17 protein-coding genes, 1 tRNA gene and 1 riboswitch are annotated in these 17032 nt (G+C 55.1%); of the genes, 10 read left to right on the plus strand and 8 right to left on the minus strand.

Going from position 1 to position 17032, the window contains the following annotated elements; all coding sequences use genetic code 11:
* Positions 1-5: 5 nt before the first annotated feature.
* From ACFWW2_RS25135 to ACFWW2_RS25155, 5 genes are all read left to right on the plus strand, one after another.
* On the plus strand, positions 6-1568 hold the full coding sequence (locus ACFWW2_RS25135; RefSeq protein WP_393933110.1) for an ABC transporter transmembrane domain-containing protein: 1563 nt from the start codon (positions 6-8) through the stop codon (positions 1566-1568).
* Positions 1559-3124 carry a sensor histidine kinase gene (locus ACFWW2_RS25140; protein WP_393933112.1) on the plus strand — a complete coding sequence of 522 codons (1566 nt, stop codon included), beginning with the start codon at positions 1559-1561 and terminating at the stop codon, positions 3122-3124. Before ACFWW2_RS25135 ends, ACFWW2_RS25140 begins: the two co-directional genes overlap by 10 nt.
* A gap of 289 nt (positions 3125-3413) precedes the next feature.
* Positions 3414-4112, plus strand: coding sequence for a response regulator transcription factor (locus ACFWW2_RS25145; protein WP_393933114.1), 699 nt, complete (start codon positions 3414-3416; stop codon positions 4110-4112).
* Positions 4113-4345: 233 nt separating this feature from the next.
* Positions 4346-4915 (plus strand): DUF4956 domain-containing protein, encoded by a 570-nt coding sequence (locus tag ACFWW2_RS25150; protein WP_393933116.1) that lies wholly within the window; start codon positions 4346-4348, stop codon positions 4913-4915.
* A 17-nt stretch (positions 4916-4932) separates the two neighbouring features.
* Positions 4933-5739 (plus strand): polyphosphate polymerase domain-containing protein, encoded by an 807-nt coding sequence (locus ACFWW2_RS25155; protein WP_393933118.1) that lies wholly within the window; start codon positions 4933-4935, stop codon positions 5737-5739.
* A gap of 13 nt (positions 5740-5752) precedes the next feature.
* Here ACFWW2_RS25155 and ACFWW2_RS25160 read toward each other — a convergent pair whose 3' ends face one another.
* Both ACFWW2_RS25160 and ACFWW2_RS25165 read right to left on the minus strand, forming a co-directional pair.
* Positions 5753-6106, minus strand: a complete 354-nt coding sequence (locus ACFWW2_RS25160; protein WP_393933120.1) for a hypothetical protein — start codon at positions 6104-6106, stop codon at positions 5753-5755.
* A 202-nt stretch (positions 6107-6308) separates the two neighbouring features.
* Positions 6309-7334 carry a LacI family DNA-binding transcriptional regulator gene (locus tag ACFWW2_RS25165; RefSeq protein ID WP_393933122.1) on the minus strand — a complete coding sequence of 342 codons (1026 nt, stop codon included), beginning with the start codon at positions 7332-7334 and terminating at the stop codon, positions 6309-6311.
* Positions 7335-7424: 90 nt separating this feature from the next.
* On the opposite strand from ACFWW2_RS25165, the gene ACFWW2_RS25170 reads away from it, so the two are divergent.
* A tRNA-Arg gene (locus ACFWW2_RS25170) sits at positions 7425-7501 on the plus strand.
* Positions 7502-7770: 269 nt separating this feature from the next.
* On the opposite strand, the gene ACFWW2_RS25175 is transcribed toward ACFWW2_RS25170, so the two are convergent.
* From ACFWW2_RS25175 to ACFWW2_RS25190, 4 genes are all read right to left on the minus strand, one after another.
* A complete protein-coding gene (locus ACFWW2_RS25175; protein WP_393933124.1) occupies positions 7771-8754 on the minus strand; it encodes an ABC transporter substrate-binding protein in 984 nt (327 codons plus the stop codon).
* Entirely contained in the window at positions 8754-9506 is a 753-nt protein-coding gene (locus ACFWW2_RS25180; RefSeq protein ID WP_393933126.1) for an ABC transporter ATP-binding protein, read from the minus strand. Before ACFWW2_RS25180 ends, ACFWW2_RS25175 begins: the two co-directional genes overlap by 1 nt.
* Positions 9503-10291 (minus strand): ABC transporter permease, encoded by a 789-nt coding sequence (locus ACFWW2_RS25185; RefSeq protein ID WP_393933128.1) that lies wholly within the window; start codon positions 10289-10291, stop codon positions 9503-9505. The genes ACFWW2_RS25180 and ACFWW2_RS25185 overlap by 4 nt, the downstream gene beginning before the upstream one ends.
* A gap of 4 nt (positions 10292-10295) precedes the next feature.
* Positions 10296-10904, minus strand: a complete 609-nt coding sequence (locus ACFWW2_RS25190) for a YkoF family thiamine/hydroxymethylpyrimidine-binding protein (RefSeq protein WP_393933130.1) — start codon at positions 10902-10904, stop codon at positions 10296-10298.
* Positions 10898-11011: riboswitch (TPP riboswitch) on the minus strand. Its footprint overlaps the gene before it by 7 nt.
* A gap of 466 nt (positions 11012-11477) precedes the next feature.
* Between ACFWW2_RS25190 and ACFWW2_RS25195 the strand changes: the two genes are divergently transcribed.
* Positions 11478-11666, plus strand: a complete 189-nt coding sequence (locus tag ACFWW2_RS25195) for a helix-turn-helix transcriptional regulator (RefSeq protein WP_393933132.1) — start codon at positions 11478-11480, stop codon at positions 11664-11666.
* 427 nt (positions 11667-12093) lie between these two features.
* Entirely contained in the window at positions 12094-12414 is a 321-nt protein-coding gene (locus ACFWW2_RS25200) for a hypothetical protein (RefSeq protein ID WP_393933134.1), read from the plus strand.
* A gap of 672 nt (positions 12415-13086) precedes the next feature.
* On the opposite strand, the gene ACFWW2_RS25205 is transcribed toward ACFWW2_RS25200, so the two are convergent.
* The gene (locus ACFWW2_RS25205; RefSeq protein ID WP_393933136.1) at positions 13087-14106 is read right to left on the minus strand and encodes a tyrosine-type recombinase/integrase; all 1020 of its coding nucleotides are present in this window, start codon (positions 14104-14106) and stop codon (positions 13087-13089) included.
* 79 nt (positions 14107-14185) lie between these two features.
* On the opposite strand from ACFWW2_RS25205, the gene ACFWW2_RS25210 reads away from it, so the two are divergent.
* On the plus strand, positions 14186-14425 hold the full coding sequence (locus ACFWW2_RS25210) for a hypothetical protein (RefSeq protein WP_393933138.1): 240 nt from the start codon (positions 14186-14188) through the stop codon (positions 14423-14425).
* Between the two features lie 287 nt (positions 14426-14712).
* Here the strand turns inward: ACFWW2_RS25210 and ACFWW2_RS25215 are convergent, their stop codons facing one another.
* A complete protein-coding gene (locus ACFWW2_RS25215; protein WP_393933140.1) occupies positions 14713-15615 on the minus strand; it encodes a cold shock domain-containing protein in 903 nt (300 codons plus the stop codon).
* Positions 15616-15852: 237 nt separating this feature from the next.
* Here ACFWW2_RS25215 and ACFWW2_RS25220 point away from each other — a divergent pair, with 237 nt between their 5' ends.
* Positions 15853-16722: a penicillin-binding transpeptidase domain-containing protein gene (locus ACFWW2_RS25220; RefSeq protein ID WP_393933142.1), complete on the plus strand. Its 870-nt coding sequence runs from the start codon at positions 15853-15855 to the stop codon at positions 16720-16722.
* Positions 16723-17032 lie beyond the last annotated feature (310 nt).

The raw sequence follows: 17032 nt of genomic DNA on the forward strand, positions 1-17032 counted from the left end.
GATTGATGACAAAGGACCGCATCTGCGATGCGGTCCTTATTCCGGTATTCAGCACTATGCAGGCGGTCGCGATGGGGTTGGGTGCCTTTGCCACCCGCGATGCATTCGCTGCACTGCATACCGGCTATCCGCCTGATCTGCCTGTGCTGACCCAACTTCTGGGTGCGGGTCTGGCCGTTGCCCTGTTTGGATGGTGCATCAAACAGCGGGCCGAGGCATTGGGGCAAAGCTATGCCAACGATCTGCGGATCACCATCTACCGGCATATTGCCGGAATGGACCTTACGGCAGTCGAACAGCGCCGGGTCGGTGCGCTGTCGCTTCGCTTTGTTGGCGATCTGAGTGCGGCGCGCAACTGGTTCGGTCGCGGCCTGCCGCTGGCTATTTCGGCGATATTTGTGTTGCCTGGCGCAGGGGCGGTGCTTTGGCTTCTTAGTCCGCACCTTGCTCTGGCCGCATTTCTGCCTTTGGCGGTAATGGCGGGCCTGACCATCGCTATTGCGGTCGGACTGGAAACGCGACATCGGACGCTTCGCAGCAAACGGGCCACAATATCAATATCAATGATCGAACGGATTGCCGTAGCACCAATGCTTGATCTGTTGGGGCGAACCGACAAGGAAATTGAAACACTTTCAGAGAATGGACAGCGGTTGCGCCGCAACAGCCTGAGCCGGGCCGGGCTGCGCAATGGACTGTCGGGTATGATCGAAGCGGGTGCCGCTATCGCTGGCGTGTGTGTGCTGATCACAGCAGGCATGATTGGCGCGATGACCGGGGCAGTGGCCGCCGCCTTGGCGATGATCGCCATTCTCGTGGCACCTTTGCGGGAGCTGGCGCTGGTCTGGGACCGGTATTGTGCCTGGCGGGTGGCAGGTGAAAAAGCGCAGAACCTGTTGCGGCAGGACAGCGCTAACCGCGAGGTGTCCGGTCATGGGCGGGCTGTCGCCATTTCGGTTGACGGGCCGGTGAGGTTATCAGTTGCAGCAGCGGCGCGAATAACACTCTGCCCTCATCAGATGCCGAAAGACGCAAATATTCTACGCATCATGGCCGGTCTTGACCGGAACAGCGATTTCAAGGTCCGGTTTCAAGCCGAAGGGCACACCGTTACACCGCGCTGCGCGTATATTGGTGATCAACCGGCTATCCTACAGGGCAGTCTGCGACGGGCGCTGACCCTTGGTCTGCATCCCCGACCCAAGGATCGCCGCATCTGCCGGGTTCTGGCCGATTTTGATCTGCGGCATCTTGCAGATGGCCCCAAAGGGTTGGACCGGCGCGTCGCCGAGGCGGGGCGCGATCTGTCAGCACCTGAACAGGTCCGCGTTGAATTGGCCCGGGCTGCGCTTGCCCGGGCTGAGGTTGTCCTGATCGAGGGCAGCCGCGCCGTTTTGGAGCCCCAAACAGAAAGATATCTGGATATCATGCAGCAAGGGACGACATGCACCATCGTTCTGCAGCCGATGGCAGGCCTGCACCGGCTTGATAGCGGCTGCGTGATGGGACACGCTTCCCCAACATTTTTGAAGCGCAAAGATTCCTTGAGGAGACGACCGTGCGCCTGACGACACTTTTTGTATTTTATGCGGGTATCTTTGTTATTTTGATCACTGGCCTGACCGCCGTGACACTCAGTAACCTCAAGCAAAGCCAACGGTGGGATGAACGAACCGAACTGGCGTATGCGTCGCTTGAAGAACACCTGTTGCTTCAATCCAAGGTGTTTCAGTTACTCAAGCAGCATGGGGATGCGCTGATTATCGGTGACCTTGACGGGGGGGCACTGGAAGAGGAGTTGAATGAAAAGATCAAAGGCTCAATCTCGCGGATCAGAACCATCATCGCCAGTGAGATCGAACTTGTGGGCGAAGAGGAATATGAAGAACTGGAACTTCTTGCCCAGATCGAAAGCAAGATCGCCGAAGTGGACGGGGTACTGGCTCGCCTGACCCCCGAGGACGCAGATGCAGCCGATGGCGATGTTCTGGTGGATCTGCTGGACCAGACAATAGATGTCGAACTGGCCACGCTCATTCAGGCAGCGGTCGAAGAGGAACGGGAAGAAGTGAGAGAGACCCGCGCGGCCGCGATTGCCTTTCGCAATGAAATGACAATCGTCACATGGGCCACCATTGCCGCAGCAGTTGTCGCATTGATCGGCGCGCTCTGGTCCTATGCAAGATTGCTGCACCTCCCCTTCCGCAACCTCATCGGCGCCGTAAAGACCTATGGCACCGGCGATTTCGCTAAAGACGTGCCCAAACTCGGGGGGCAGGAATTGCGTGAAATGTCCGGCGTACTTAGCAATATGGCTGCTCTTTTACGCCAGCGGGAACTGGACCAGAGGCAACAGAATGAACTGCTGGAACGCAAGGTCGCCGAGCGGACACATGAGCTGGAGAATCTTTTGCACCAGATCGAAATGTCCGAGGCAAACCGGCGCAGGATGATGGCCGACATCAGCCACGAATTGCGGACGCCGCTGACGATCATCCGGGGCGAGGCAGACGTCGCGCTGCGCGGTACGCTGCGAGATCCGGATGCGGTGTCAGATACGCTTGCACGCATTCGCGATTCCGCACGCCACACTTCGCAGATCGTCGATGACATGCTGCTGGTCGCCCGTCACGAAGCAGGCGAACTGCGCCTTGATCCCAAGGATATCGATATCCGCCAAGTCATCACCGATGCGCAGGATATGTTCGAAGCTCCGATCAAGGTCGTGATCGAGGCCAAGAATACCCGGGCGCGCGTGGACCGGTTGCGCATGCGTCAATGCCTGCTGTCCGTGCTGCATAACGCCTTACGATATGGTGGCCCCGACATTGTGATTGCTGTGCGGGACAACAGTGAATCGCTCGAAATCGCAGTGTCCGACAATGGTCCGGGGATGAGCGATGAAGACAAGGCGCAGGCATTTGAGCGCTTTTATCGCGGCACGAATGCATCGCGGACACCGACCGAAGGCACCGGGCTGGGTTTGCCGATCGTTCGCGCGATCATGCAGGCACATGGCGGCACAGCATCGCTTGTTGATGCCGATGCCGGCGGCCTATGCGTCGTGCTGTCCCTGTCGCGCAAAAAATCACTGTCGCTGGTTGACCTAAAACAGACTGGCTAGGACTCTGAAGTCAGTCATTGTCTGGCGTCGTCGCGCTAGCTCGGCTTATTCATTCAGCTCTTTTCGGACCATCGATACCAATTCAGCTTTCGATGGCGGCTGACGACAACGGACCATGGCACCTCTGACTTTGACAACATCGGGGGCGGCAATGCGCCGATCTTCGTCATAAACAAAGGTTTATTCCCGCTGAGTGCACCCAAAGTTGATTTACGTGAGACACCAAAACCTGATTTACGAAGCTCAACGAAAGTATGTTGTTTGATGAGAGTCGCGAAAGATTCCGAAGATGCACAGCAAACTGGTTGGGGGTGACATGAATATTCTGTTGATCGAAGATGAGACACGTGTCGCAGATTTCTTGCGCCGCGGACTCTCCGGCGAAGGCTGGAATGTGCAGCATGCGCCTGACGGCGAAACCGGCATTGAGATGCTGTCGCAAGACAAGTTCGATGTCGTGCTGCTGGACCTTATGTTGCCAGGTATCAGCGGGCAGGATGTGTGCCGCAAACTGCGAGCGCGTCAGATCAAAACCCCCATCCTGATGCTGAGCGCGCTGGACGCAACCGAAGAGCGTGTCGAAGGGCTTCGGATCGGGGCCGACGACTACCTGCCGAAACCGTTCGACTTTGATGAGCTGGTGGCACGTATCGAAAGTCTGCACCGGCGCGCAAATGGCTATGCCCAATCTGCCGAGGAAACGACATTGCAGTTCGGCGACATCATTTTTGACCGGCTGTCTTACCGTGTCGAGGTGAGCGGCGAACAGGTCGAACTGTCGGCCAAGGAACGCGATATCCTGGTCCTGTTCCTGTCAAACCCCGGGCGGGTGCTGACACGCGAACGGATCTTGAACGCGGTTTGGGGCATGAATTCTGACCCTCTGACGAATGTTGTTGACGTCTATATCGGACGGTTGCGCCGCAAGTTGAGACAATGCGGCGATGTGATCACGACCTTGCGCAACGTGGGCTATCGCATCGGCTAGAAAATACCCGGCCACTCACGGCTGAACGGCGGCACCTATGGTGTCGCCGTTTCTATGTGTACGGCCCGCTGAAACGTCATTTTGCGGCGTTATGACAAAACCTTCATGCACCTGTCATAAAACTGTCATCTTGGCGAAAGGCGCATGCCATTCGGCCCGAATATCCCTTCATCAAAACAAGCGCGGTAGGTCGGGTAACTCCCGGCGCATCGCAAGATATGAAGAGTGGAATGATGACTGATTTTCTGGACCTTGGCGTTGTGATCCGCTTTGCGATCAATCTTTCCGCAATGACGGTGCTTATCTATGCGCTGTTCTACCCGCGCTACAGGGACAAGGAACTGGCAACCGCTGCATCGCTGTTCAACATCTTCGCGTTCGGGGTGCTGTCAATCCTCGGCTCCGTAGAATTCTCACTGGCTGCCGGTTTTGGCCTCTTCGCTATTCTGGCTCTGTTTACGCTCCGGTCCGAACAGATCAGCAAGATTGAGATTACCTATTTTTTCGGGTCGGTCGCCCTCGCTGTGATTTGTTCGATCCAGGGCACGACGCTGCCATTTGTGACCGTCGTGGTCGGGCTGGTGCTGCTGGGGGCCTTTGTCTTTGACCACCCCCGTATCCTCAAATCCGTCGATGGGATCAAAATCACGCTGGACAAGATCGAACATGATGCCCTGTCCGACCCACAAAAAATGCGCACTGACCTGTCGGCAAGGCTGGGGGTCGAGGTGATGAGCTATCAGATTACGGCGCTCAACTACATCACCGATATGGCCCAGATCAACGTCTACTACCGCAAATAAACAAGGGAGAAATGACCATGGACTCGCGAATTGCAGAATGTCTGTCGACCTTCGACACGATCTCTCTCGATGGACTGAATGGCAAAGCCGCCATGCTGGAACGGCTGGACAACAAATACATCGTCCCCGCAGTACGGCTGGTGCCGGTCTTCACGCAGTTTGGTGAGTTGTTTGACGTGCTTGAGATCAAGGGTAAGCGGGCATTCACCTATGCCACCAACTATTTCGACAATGAAGCCGCGCAATCCTACAACGACCACCATCAGGGGCGGCGCAAACGCTGCAAGGTTCGGATCCGGCACTATGTCGACGCCGGGTTCAGCTATCTTGAGGTCAAACTCAAGGATACCCGCAATGTCACCGTCAAAAAGCGGCTCAAACTGCCGCCATTCGCTGACGGGCTCTGCGAGGAAAGCCGCGCATTCATCGATACCTGCCATACCGATCTTTACGGCGTACCGCTGGGACGCGACCTGCAACCGGCCATCGGGATGGAATACGAACGGATCACTCTTGTCGCCAAAGAAGGGGGCGAACGGATGACAATCGACACAAGGTTGCAGTTTCGCGCCGCCAATGTGGAACGGGATGCATCCGCCGATATGCTCATTCTCGAAACCAAATCGGCGCGTGGCAACGGGATCGCCGACAAGATCCTGCGCAGCCATCACCTGCACCCCACGCGCAAATGCTCGAAATACTGCATCGGGATGGCCGCACTTGGTCAGGTGCAGCGGCACAACCTGTTTTTGCCCGCAATCCGAAAGCTCGCGCTGATGGAGCAGCCTTTGCGTATCACAAAAAACACTGGGATCGCAGCATAGAACGGTTCAAATACTATTGCAGCCGCAGGAACTGCGGATCGACGCGCCGCCAGAAATGCAGCAGATCTTCGGCGACAGATGGTGTCTGGCCCATGGATTGGACGGCATGCACATCTGCAGAAATCAGGGCCGACAGCCTGTAGCCAAGCGGGATGACCGGATCCTCGGTCGCGGCTTCGCGAAAGCTGTCTTCGATCGCTTCGGTCGCGGAGGTGACTGCATAGACCAGCGCGAGAGCAGGCTGGTCCGGCCAGCGTTCTGCCAAATTGCGCACCATTGCCTGTTTGCGTTGGGTGTTGCCGGACAACATCTCTTCCATCACAAACTCGATCATCTGATCCAAAGGGGCCGTACGTTCGGTCGCCATCTTTCACCCGTCTACTCAATCAACACACAGGAGGTGTGTTCTACCAGATTTTGCGGCCAAGTCCCGCGTTTCGTAAAATCTTAATCAATATGGAAAGGATGACGTTAAACATATGTTTTGTATAGCGAATTGCGACCGCCCTATGCAAGCTCCGCAGAGTCCGGCCCGCATCTGATTGAATGCTGTAAAGGCGTGACGCGCCCTAGTTGCAGCGCAGTGTATCGCCCGGCTGCAGCTTTGGCTCCAGCTTGACGATCGGGTCATCTGATATCGTTTCGCCCGCGTTTCGCGCGGCAATGATCTGGGCCGCCTTGACGCCGATTTCCCGCCGACAGGCATCCATCGTGGCCAGTCGTTTCGGCAGGCCGTCCAAAAGCTCGACTCCGTTGAACCCGGCCAACCCGATCTGACCGGGCACATCAACACCTTTCTCCAGAAGGTAGAGCAACCCGCCCGCCCCGATCATGTCGTTCGAGTAGTAAAGAAAGTCGAGGTCCGGGGTCCGTTCGATCATCTTGGCTGTCATTTCTCGGCCCTTGGCGAGGGCAGATCCGCCTGAGTAAAACTCCTGATCGGCAATTTCGATCCCTGCTTTGGCCAGTGTCCGGGTGAACCCTTCGAACCGTTTGCGTGCCCGGTGATCCAGCGGCATCTTGGTGCCCATGAAACCGATGCGCTTGTACCCGGCGGTGATGATTTCCTCGGCCATGATCCGGCCCGCCCGCCGATGCGAAATACCCACGCAGGCGTCAATAGGTTCACCGTCGATATCCATGATCTCGACCACCGGAATGCCTGACTGACGCAACATCGCCTGAGAGGCATCGGAATGTTCCAGCCCGGCAATGATCACGCCTGACGGCCGCCAGGACAACATCTCGAACAGGACCTTTTCTTCTTTCTCGGGCATATAGTCGGTCACACCGACGACCGGCTGCAGTTCGGTATCTTCCAGCGTTTCCGATATGCCTGACAAGACCTCTGGAAAAACCATATTACCAAGGGACGGGATAATCACCGCCACCAAATTTACTCGCTGGGACGCAAGCGCGCCTGCGATTTTGTTGGGTACGTAGCCCAGCCGCTTGGCCGCATCCTGGACCTTTTGGCGCGTCGCCTCGCTCACATCGCCCTTGTTGCGCAATACCCGGCTGACCGTCATTTCACTGACCCCCGAGGCTTCGGAAACATCGCGGAGCGTGAGCGGGCGTTTGATCTGTCGGGTCAAGGGGCGATCCTGCTGTTCGTTCCGTCATTGTTAACGGCCCTTTGGCCCGTTGACCAGATGCCCAAAGGTGGGCATTGAATGGTCTAGCGTGGCCCCGTGGCTCAACTGGATAGAGCAGCCCCCTCCTAAGGGGCAGGTTGCAGGTTCGAATCCTGCCGGGGTCACCAGAACTCCGGCGCGTCGTCAGGCAAGTATGTTAGTGGCGTTTTCATATATGGAATGATTGCGGGCGCTACAGTATTTGTCCTGATATTCGGCTGATTGACCATATACCCTAGCTTGGAAGGGCATCCTCATTGTCTGACCTCAACTCTGACTGTCCAGCATCCCATTTGTTGTAAAACAGACGACAGAAGTCGCGTCTCGGTCGTTCATCTTGTTGGAATAAGGTAGGAATTCGGAGGCACCCTGGCAGAACTGTGCTGCTATTGGTTCATCAGTGCGCCAGATAATCATTTGTGAACCATGTGGAAACGTCCGGTATCGTGTCCAGTGGTTGGCTATTTTTGTCGCGCAGGATATTTGCATCGAACAGGAATCGGTTGATGCTCTCCATCTTCTCGTCATCGATGAGACCAATGGGTTCCCCCGGCTCCTGAAGATATCCGCCCGCGACCAGTGCCTCCATTGAGGCGTGAACGAGCGCTGGGTTCGGCAGCATACCGGCAGTTTCAGCGATCAGAATATCGGCGGCTTGCGCCGGGTTGTTTTGGGCAAATTCATATCCGCGCTGCGTTGCCTGAACGAATGCGCGCGCGGCATCCGGGTTTGCGGCCAGCCACGTGCTATTGCCACCCAGCAGCGTTGTGTGCTGATCAGGCACACCGTAATCAGCATAGCGAAAGGCGCGCTGCGGCCGGTCCAGCAGAATTGAGTTCACGCCTTCCCAAGTGCTGATCTCTAGTGTGAAATCAACACGGCCATTCGCCAGCGCTTCATAGGCCGAGGTCCCAAGCGTTACCGTGTCAAATACGCCTTTGCCCCCGTCATTGCGGATAATGGTTGAAATCAGAGCTTCCTCCCACGCGCTACCGAAACCAGCATATATCATGCCATCCAAGTCAGCAGGGCGCTGAATATCGTCGCGCTCGCCATTGAAGACCAGTCGCCCGGTTTCATGCTGCACAATCGCCATCACGGTTGTCATATCCGCCCCGGTGGCGCGCTGGGTGTGAAAACCAACGGCACTCAGAATGCCGAATTCCGCGATGCCGGTCGCAACCAGTGCCCCGGATGAGGTATCGGTATAGGGCAGGATATCGACATCAAGACCGGCGTCTTCGAACCAGCCTTTCGCCTGTGCCACATACAGGCCCACATGGTTTGTATTGGGTGTCCAGTCGAGCGCGACGCTGAGCTTTTCCTGCGCCGTGGCGGGAAGGGTGGCACAGAAAAATGCGGTTGCGATCAGGTGTTTCATCAGGTTTCTCCGGTTTGGTTAAGTAATATGTCCAGCAGATGCGCCTCGAGCGCATGTGCCTCTGTCGTGATCGGCTGCCCAAGGCGTGGGCGCTGTGCGGGGACCGCGATTTCGGCGCGGATGCGGGCAGGACGGGGTGACAGGACGTAGATCCTGTCGGACAGCGCCACGGCCTCGCGCACGTCATGGGTGATCAGCAGCGTCGTCCAGCGTGCAGTGCGCCAGCGTTCTTCGAACCATGTCTGCATCTGGGTCCGGGTCAGCGCATCAAGCGCGCCAAACGGTTCATCAAGAAGCTGCACGGGCTGGCCTTGCACCACGGTGCGCAACAGCGCCGCACGCTGACGCATGCCACCTGACAGCTGGGCCGGGTAGTGCTGTTCGAAACCCGCCAACCCGAAATCATCCAAGAGCGGCAAAACCCGTTCGCGCGCTGCCTTGCGGGCTAAGCCCCGCACCTCTAGCCCCAAAGTCAGATTATCCAGAACCCGGCACCATGGCAGCAGCGCGTCGCGCTGGGGCATGAAGGCAAAGCGCTGCGGGTTTTCGGCAAGGGGAATGCCGTCATATGTCACGCGACCTGCATCCTGGGTCAGGGCGCCGGTAAGCAGCCGAAAGATCGTCGACTTGCCTGCACCCGATGGCCCCAGAAGCGTGACAAACTCGCCGGTGTTCAGGTGCAGGCTGATATCGTCCAGCACGGGTGTCTCACCCAGCGACAGGCGAATATTCTGCATGCTCAGCACCGTCATGCACCGTCCCCATGGTCGCGCCAGCGCAGGACAGCGCGCTGGATCAGCGCGGTGCAGGCAAACAAAATCAGGGTGAGCAAAGAGCTGATCACAACAGCCGCCAGCACAAGATCGGGCCGAAAACTGTTTTTCGCGTTCAGGATGACGATCCCCAGACCGGCCCGCGCCCCCACATATTCGGCAAAGATCGCGGCCACGACCGCATAGGTGATCGAGATCCGCAGCCCGGCAAAGAAATAGGGCATCGCCGAGGGCAATCGCGCGCGCCGGAAAATGACGCGGCGTGTGGCCCCCATGGACCGCAGCAGGTTTTCAATCTCCGGATCGGTTGCGGCATAACCATCCACCAGGGCGACCAGCATCGGAAAGAATGTCACCAGCGCGACCAGCAGGACCTTCGGTGTCAGATCGAAGCCGAACCAGAGCACCACCAAGGGTGCGATGGCGACGAGGGGCAATGTCTGACTGACAACAAAGATCGGGAACAGGGCCCGCCGCACCCGTGGCATGAAATCCAACATGATCGACAGCCCGAAGGCGACGGTGAGGGACAGCGCGAACCCCGCAAAAGTCGCCCGCAGGGTGGGGATCGTGTTGTCCCACAGCATCGTCCGGTTCAGCACGATCTGGCTCAACACCCGCGACGGTGCAGGCAGCATCAGGGGCGAAATCCCCGACAGGCGAACATAAACTTCCCAGATCAGAAAGGCGCTAAGCAGGCTGAGTGCGGCAGGAATGCCGCGGGCCAGCCCTCCGCCGGGATGGCGGGGCAGGGGGTGCAGCATGGGATCAGCGCTTGCTTGGGCTGTTTGCGGATACCGTCAGGTCAATCGTGACATGTCCATTGGGTGGCCCGAACTGGCAGAATGCCTGCTCAAGCGTGGCAAAGACCGAGCCTGCATCCCCGGTCAGCCGGGTGCAGAAATTCTTGGATCGGTCAAACGTGCCGCTTTGTTTGAGGAAATCAATGCAGCCCATGATCTCTGCCATGTGATCACCCGCGCCCAAGACATAAAGCGAAAACTGCGCATCGGCAGTCTGATCCGTTTTGGCGGCGCCAGACAGGGCAGAAAGGGCCGTCTTCTGGCGTGATGCCAAGCGTTCTGATGGATTGGCCATCGCGTCGGTCCGGCAGATCGGATCATCGGGTTCTCCGGGACACCCGCGCGACAGGGTCGCCCGCAACACGATATGATGGCCGGACCGGGCCGCAGCGACATAAAGATCACGCAGGGCGGGAAACAGGACCTCGGGCGGGCCGACCATCAAGGTCGAGATATCATCGGTTTCAATGCGCAGCCTATCGCGCCAGGGATCAAGTGCATTGAGTGAAGAGAGGATGGTGTCGATGAACCCATCGGTCATCGGGTAAAGAGAGACTTGCGCGCCTGCAAACATTTCTGTCCTCCTTGCTACGCTGGCATTATCCAGATCAGCTTTGAGGGTCCGCAGGCTTTGCACCCGCATCTCAGCCACGGCAATACGCGGCACCCCTGAGTAACCCAAGCTTGAGTCGATCAGCGCCGGAACGCAAGCGGAAAACGCTGCGTCTTGTCAAAATCCCGGTATTCTTTGCCAACGCTTCAATCGACGAATGTGCTAGGAGTACGAGCAAACCCAAGCGTTCGCCAAGTCGGTATCAAATATTGTGCTGAAGGAAAAATGGTGCAGGAGAGGACCCTATTTTTCAGCATAGGCATTTGATATCAAAGACTTAGTATCCGTGTGGTTTTGGTTGATACCCCCAACGGTACCCCCAGATAAGGAGTCATTATCAGGTTCGAGTGCAGACCGATGACCCACACGAACATCAAACGTTCCCTCTGCAGAACATACAATATCAGGCTTAACAGGCCAACAGATGACGCAAGTTTTCTTGATCAGCAGCGAAATTTCACTAGTCTGATGTCTCCTCGGGGAACTTGTCGAAACCCGAGCATCGCGATGCTCTTCTATCTAGGAGAGATCGTGATGAGGATACTTTCAAAACGCCAGGTCAAGGAGTTGATCTTGTACTCACCGCAACACACCGCACGTCTGGAGAAGGCAGGCCTATTCCCCAAGCGGGTACAGCTGGGCCCGAATCGCGTAGGTTGGGTTGAGAGTGAAGTGCTGGAGTGGCTTGAACAACGCCTGGCGCAACGCGAAGTGCTGAACTGACACTCCTGAAAGGGAGCTGGGTGGCCGGGGTTGCAAACCCGGCCGCCCTACCGAAAGTCGGGCGGGAAGCGGTAGTTTGCTTCAGTGTGCACCAACGGCCGCGATGCGCAGGAAGCCGACTTTGCAAAGTTTGGGTCGGCCCATTCCAGATGTAGACCGATACAATGAGCGCCGCGATGCAGCTTCCCCAAAGCAGACGTTGCTGGATAGAGCAGCATCAGGGATTTACGGAAGGCTTCGAATTGCTGACGGCATTGGACAAATGATTGACATGAACTGATGATGAAAGCTTTCAACTCTTGGCGCAACGTACATTCTGTCCTTACCTTGTTGATTTTATGACGTTGTCTCTTTGCCATTGACGGTGATCGGCACCACAAGTTCTATCACACATGTGGTGGGGGCGATTCTTGTTTAGGTAGAAGTTATGAAGAAATCTGTATTACTGGTGCTTGTCGCCATTGCGCTGGCTGCTTGTGCAAAGCGTCCTGACGCCATTGCACCAGTTTCGATGGGAAACGCATTCAGCAGTGTATCATGCAATCAAGCGCGAACTATGCTGAACACCGAGCGATCGCAGCTCGCAACTTTCTCGGCAGCGCAGAACACTGCGGCAAACAATGACGCTTTAGGGGTGTTTTTGATCGGAGTGCCGATGGGTAGTGTCAGTGGTGGAGACAATGAAGGCAACATCGCCGCGTCGAAGGGAAAAATTCTCGCATTGGAAAATCGTCTATTGACTTGCTAAAAGGTCCTTGTCTGGGTCGGTAAACGTGCTTCCGGCCCGAAACTGCCATTTGACCGTCGAACAATCTGCTGCAGTGTAGTCCGAAAATCCTGCAACTCGCTGCAGCAACAAAACGAATGGGCTACCGACGATCAGGAACGCAACAAAGAAGCAAAATTCGATGCCAGCGACTTTCTCGCCGACATCCGGCCCACTGCGCACCTGTGTCCGGTCCGTCTACGGACGGCGCTAGTTTCCTTCTCCCATGACAAAACGAATCCAGCTCTGTTTGGCTTGCGCTGAAAGGCAGTGCCAACACTTCTTCGCGAATTCTGGACCCTCAAAGGTGGCTCCACACTTGCGGCATGCTCCGTTGTGTCGGCGACTTCGGGGCCAATTCACCTTCTTAAATGGAACTACATTTTCAGTCGGGTCGGAGTAAATCAACATAGACTGGGGATACGCAACTCCTTGCAACGAGTTGTCTTTTCGACATCGTGAGTTTGATTTCAGCAACTTGCTTCTCCCTCCATCAGTTGTCGGGCAAATCTTTCCATGGCAAGCCATCAGTCATCACCATCTGTTCAAAATGTTGATCAAAAGTATTAAGAAAGTGTAAAGTAGGTTGATGTTTTTCATCAAAAAGAAGGATTTTGGTGGCCCACTCCTTGTGTTATTCTGACATTAGCGGTTTCAAAAAAATGAACGGCTGGGGCCTGCAAGACTGCTTGACTTTTCATGGCTACTATATGCAGCAGAGACTTGTGCTGCAGCCGAACTGCTGGCAAGAATTCTACGACCATAGCGTGCGGGCATTTCTGGTGACGACCAACGCCCGGCAACCATTATTGACGAAAGATCACATCCCAGCCTGAATGCGTCTTGTACCCCACCGACGCGCATGCTGTGAGACGACACGTCATCTCGCCCAAATCGACGCTTGAAAATCCTCGAGATGGTGGCGGTATCTAGCGGCGTCTTTGTGCCATTCTTCTGCGACTTCGTAAATACAGGGTCACTCTTCTTCAGCCTGGCCAACTTGATCCATGCATCCACTGCTCCAGTCCCTTCGGCAGACAAAAACGCATATGCGCCTTCCCCATATTGGTCAGTTTTTGATCTGATGATGAACAAGAGGCTTGAACCATCATTTTGGCGACAGATGTGCTCGACGCGCAGAGCAATAAGTTCGCTGGCGCGGCACCAACTGTCCGAAGCAGTCAAGAGTAGAGCGCGGTCTCGGACGTCAATTCGGGTCGTCCCGAGCGAAGAAACGGTTTCTAAAACGTCACTCTTACTCAATGGTGCCGCCTGTTTGATTGCGGTCCCAAAGCGTCGCTTCACGCTTTTGAGCGCCAAGTCGACCAGACGATGGTGGCTCGGCGAGCCGAGAAACTCCGCTTTGTGCATTTCGCTGATTGCCCAGAGTCGACACTCAATGGTAGTTGGACGAAGCTGGCCGCCGAGGCTTTCCACGTAGTCTGCAACGACAGTCGGCTCGATCGGCAGGTCAGTGGAATGACCATTCGCGACCAGCCATTTCAAGAATGAGGATTTCATCTGTCGTAAGTTTCGACGTGTTTGAGGGGCAAAGGCTTCTTCGGATCGCCGTTTATACTCATCGATCATCTGCTGTCGTCTGTCAGCGTTTGCATCTACGAGTTCCGATAGTACGCGCATTCTCTCTGCACTACGTTCCTGACGACGCATCATGGCATCAATCCTTTGTTAACGGTTCTATGTTGTTGTTGAATAACTACTTTGATCCAGTATGGAACTAAATGGAGTGATCATGACATCGAAAGCAATTGCAATCAGGTTTGATGAGCTCGCGCATCTTGATAGAGCGATGATCGCAGCCCGTACTCTTGGTCTGCAGAGAATTGTCATAAGAAGCTTAGCGCAGACTGATACGGATGCTGCTGCCGTTGCAGCCGCTAACGAGACTGCCATGAATGCCGTGAACGAGGAATTGGAGCGCCGTGACTTAAAGCTGATGAACAGTTTTGAATATTCAGTTCGGCTATTATGATCTGCACTTGGAGATCGCCCTATAAGTACGCTCTTTCCGTTTGCTCGAAACAACATGGCACCGACAATCTTTTTTTTGTGATTGCCGGTGCCAAATTCACTGAACAGACAGACCTTGGGTCAATACCAATTACTGGCCCGACTCTTACCGGCAAATGTGTCCAATTCTGGGCCTTTTCGACTGGCTTTTTGTGCAGGTCACCAGAACGTCGTTGCAATTTTAGCGACGGCGAGGATTGGACTCTAGCGATTCAACATGCGACTTTAATAACGACGCAAAAGGCCAAATCAGCTGGCCACAAGGAGAGATTTTGGTAGCGGTGTAGTTGCCTGAGTTATGTTTGGCAAAGAGGCTCCGTTGCCAGAATATCTCCATGGAAGTATTGAGGTTACGAACGGACCACGATCCCCATCTGCTATGAGCACCCGCAATGCTTCGCCCGTCTGCGCATCAGCAAATCCACACTTTTGAAGTGTATCGAGACCTAGAAATACTTCAGCACCCGAGGCAAAATCATGAACGAATCCGAAGCCGCGTTGATAATCGAACCAAGACACCCTAACCGGAATTGACATGGCAACATCGACGGCGATTTCTTCATCGACCGCGATGGTGTTCAACGGCGGTCGAATGGAAAGAATCCTAGCCGCTCTCCGACCAGCTTTGCCCTCCTCCAAAATAAATTCAACTTCGCATCCCTCATACGTGGAGTTCTGGCCGAAGTTTCTTAATACATTGCGATGTAGCAATACGTCGCCGTCAACCTCTGCTGCGCGAATGAACCCGTAGCCCTTCTCCGGATCAAACCACCGCACCTGGCCAGTGGTCCTGTCTGTTAATCCAATCCAATCGCTAACAACGCCATCCATTTTTCTTCCTTTCAAGACAATCCTAATATTAGGTTCGGAGCAGACGGTGAGGAGGAGAAGTGAGTGCGTCCGCTCCGAAACTTTGTTGAGTAGTTGGGTGCAAAGTATGCCAGGCAATGCTCGCATAAAGCGAGTTAACGAAGAGTTAATAGAAAATGACGATTTTAGGGCGATGTCACTGCACCTTGTCGAGGAGTTGGGAGCCGAGTTGGCTCTGCCCGCGCGAAGCTTCTCAGTCGCTCCACCAAAGTAAATGATTTCACGAATGGCCGCTTCTGAAAGTGGAGCAACTTTTTTCGCACGTACCGCGAACTTCAGCATTCGCCCGACCTGCAGGAACTCTATGTCTCCATTGGGCTGGCACCTGTCATACGACTAAAACCGTCAGATGTCGGCAGCGAGCCCAGAGCTACGAATGCCGCTGGATGCACGAATGCCCGTTGTCGGTGCCAGCATACACTTTCATCTGGCGGCAGTTCTTCGCCGACTTCCAGATCTGGCTTGGCGAGGCAGGTGTGAGCGGATTAGACAGACGTATCTTTGCTATTGATGACACCGATGGAATTCAGGAAAGGCGCTCTATTGATACTCCAGCCCTCAATTAAGGCAGCAATAGCCTTGTCTCTTATTTCAGTTTCTGCTGCGTCGGCACAGGTCGATATCGTTCTAGACCAAGATAAGTTTGTAGACAGACTTGGTGATCGGGAGTCGAGCTTTCTGGCTCTCGATCTAACTACTGGCCAACGTTGTCTTCTGGAAGGCAGCGATCTAGAAAAACGCTACCCGCCGTGGTCGACATTTAAGATCCCGAATACCATAATTGGTTTGGAGGCAGACGCCGCAACCAGTATTGACCATTGGCGCGATTGGGACTCCGTCTCGCGTCCTGCCGAGGCCTACTGGCCCGAAGCGTGGAGACAAGGTCAGACGCTGAGGTCGGCGTTTCAGCGCTCATCCGCATGGTACTTTCAGGACCTTGCATTGGACGTCGGTGCAGAACGCTATCGCGAAGACCTTCAAGATTGGGGCTACGGCAACGCGAATGTACCCGATGGCCACGATAGTTTTTGGCTTGGTGGGCCGCTTAAGGTTTCGGTCACAGAAAAGGTACATTTTCTGAAAAACCTGCTGACCGGCGAATTCACCGTCAAGGAAGGACACATCGCAGACTTGATCGAGATTTCAAGAGTCGGACATTTTGGAAGCTTTACGCTCCATGGAAAGACGGGTTCCGGTCCAGTCCGTCCTGGTGAATTTTCCGGTGCATTCGAGGGCTGGTACGCAGGTTGGTTGATGCAAGACGAAAAAGCTTTAGTCACTTTTGCACATCATGTGCATGGTGATAATTTCGAATCCATCAGAACCTTCCGGCTGGATTTCGCAGAAACCTTATTGGCGGCGTGCGGGATGAATGATGATGAAAGTTGAGGGCTGAGAAAGCATTCGATATCGCCTATCTCGCTCGACATATTCGAAACGGTCAAGCTCTGCAGACAGTCCGTGATCTCTGAAATTGTGGAAATTACAGTCTTTTTTCGGTCGGAAGGCCAAACTCGCCAAAGCAGGCATTCATGGCACTGTCCTGTGTGTCCGCTTTGGGCTGAGGCTGTGTGGAAACGTCTTTGGTTTTTCAGCTTTAAAGGTTTTCTGGTGGTTTTCTTTGGGGTTTTCGATTTCTGGACCATTTTGGGACTTATTGCGCTGGAGCGGGGTGGAAGCCGGACTCTTTTGACGTTTC

Source organism: Yoonia sp. R2-816 (assembly GCF_046762905.1).
Classification (GTDB): domain Bacteria; phylum Pseudomonadota; class Alphaproteobacteria; order Rhodobacterales; family Rhodobacteraceae; genus Yoonia.

Coding starts and splice junctions, on each gene's coding strand:
- ACFWW2_RS25190 (WP_393933130.1), bottom strand. CDS start 10,904: ATGTTTGCAGGCGCGCAAGTCTCTCTTTACCCGATGACCGATGGGTTC.
- ACFWW2_RS25185 (WP_393933128.1), bottom strand. CDS start 10,291: ATGCTGCACCCCCTGCCCCGCCATCCCGGCGGAGGGCTGGCCCGCGGC.
- ACFWW2_RS25175 (WP_393933124.1), bottom strand. CDS start 8,754: ATGAAACACCTGATCGCAACCGCATTTTTCTGTGCCACCCTTCCCGCC.
- ACFWW2_RS25195 (WP_393933132.1), top strand. CDS start 11,478: ATGAGGATACTTTCAAAACGCCAGGTCAAGGAGTTGATCTTGTACTCA.
- ACFWW2_RS25135 (WP_393933110.1), top strand. CDS start 6: ATGACAAAGGACCGCATCTGCGATGCGGTCCTTATTCCGGTATTCAGC.
- ACFWW2_RS25155 (WP_393933118.1), top strand. CDS start 4,933: ATGGACTCGCGAATTGCAGAATGTCTGTCGACCTTCGACACGATCTCT.
- ACFWW2_RS25145 (WP_393933114.1), top strand. CDS start 3,414: ATGCACAGCAAACTGGTTGGGGGTGACATGAATATTCTGTTGATCGAA.
- ACFWW2_RS25180 (WP_393933126.1), bottom strand. CDS start 9,506: ATGACGGTGCTGAGCATGCAGAATATTCGCCTGTCGCTGGGTGAGACA.
- ACFWW2_RS25150 (WP_393933116.1), top strand. CDS start 4,346: ATGACTGATTTTCTGGACCTTGGCGTTGTGATCCGCTTTGCGATCAAT.
- ACFWW2_RS25215 (WP_393933140.1), bottom strand. CDS start 15,615: ATGCTGAAGTTCGCGGTACGTGCGAAAAAAGTTGCTCCACTTTCAGAA.
- ACFWW2_RS25200 (WP_393933134.1), top strand. CDS start 12,094: ATGAAGAAATCTGTATTACTGGTGCTTGTCGCCATTGCGCTGGCTGCT.
- ACFWW2_RS25205 (WP_393933136.1), bottom strand. CDS start 14,106: ATGATGCGTCGTCAGGAACGTAGTGCAGAGAGAATGCGCGTACTATCG.
- ACFWW2_RS25210 (WP_393933138.1), top strand. CDS start 14,186: ATGACATCGAAAGCAATTGCAATCAGGTTTGATGAGCTCGCGCATCTT.
- ACFWW2_RS25220 (WP_393933142.1), top strand. CDS start 15,853: ATGGAATTCAGGAAAGGCGCTCTATTGATACTCCAGCCCTCAATTAAG.
- ACFWW2_RS25160 (WP_393933120.1), bottom strand. CDS start 6,106: ATGGCGACCGAACGTACGGCCCCTTTGGATCAGATGATCGAGTTTGTG.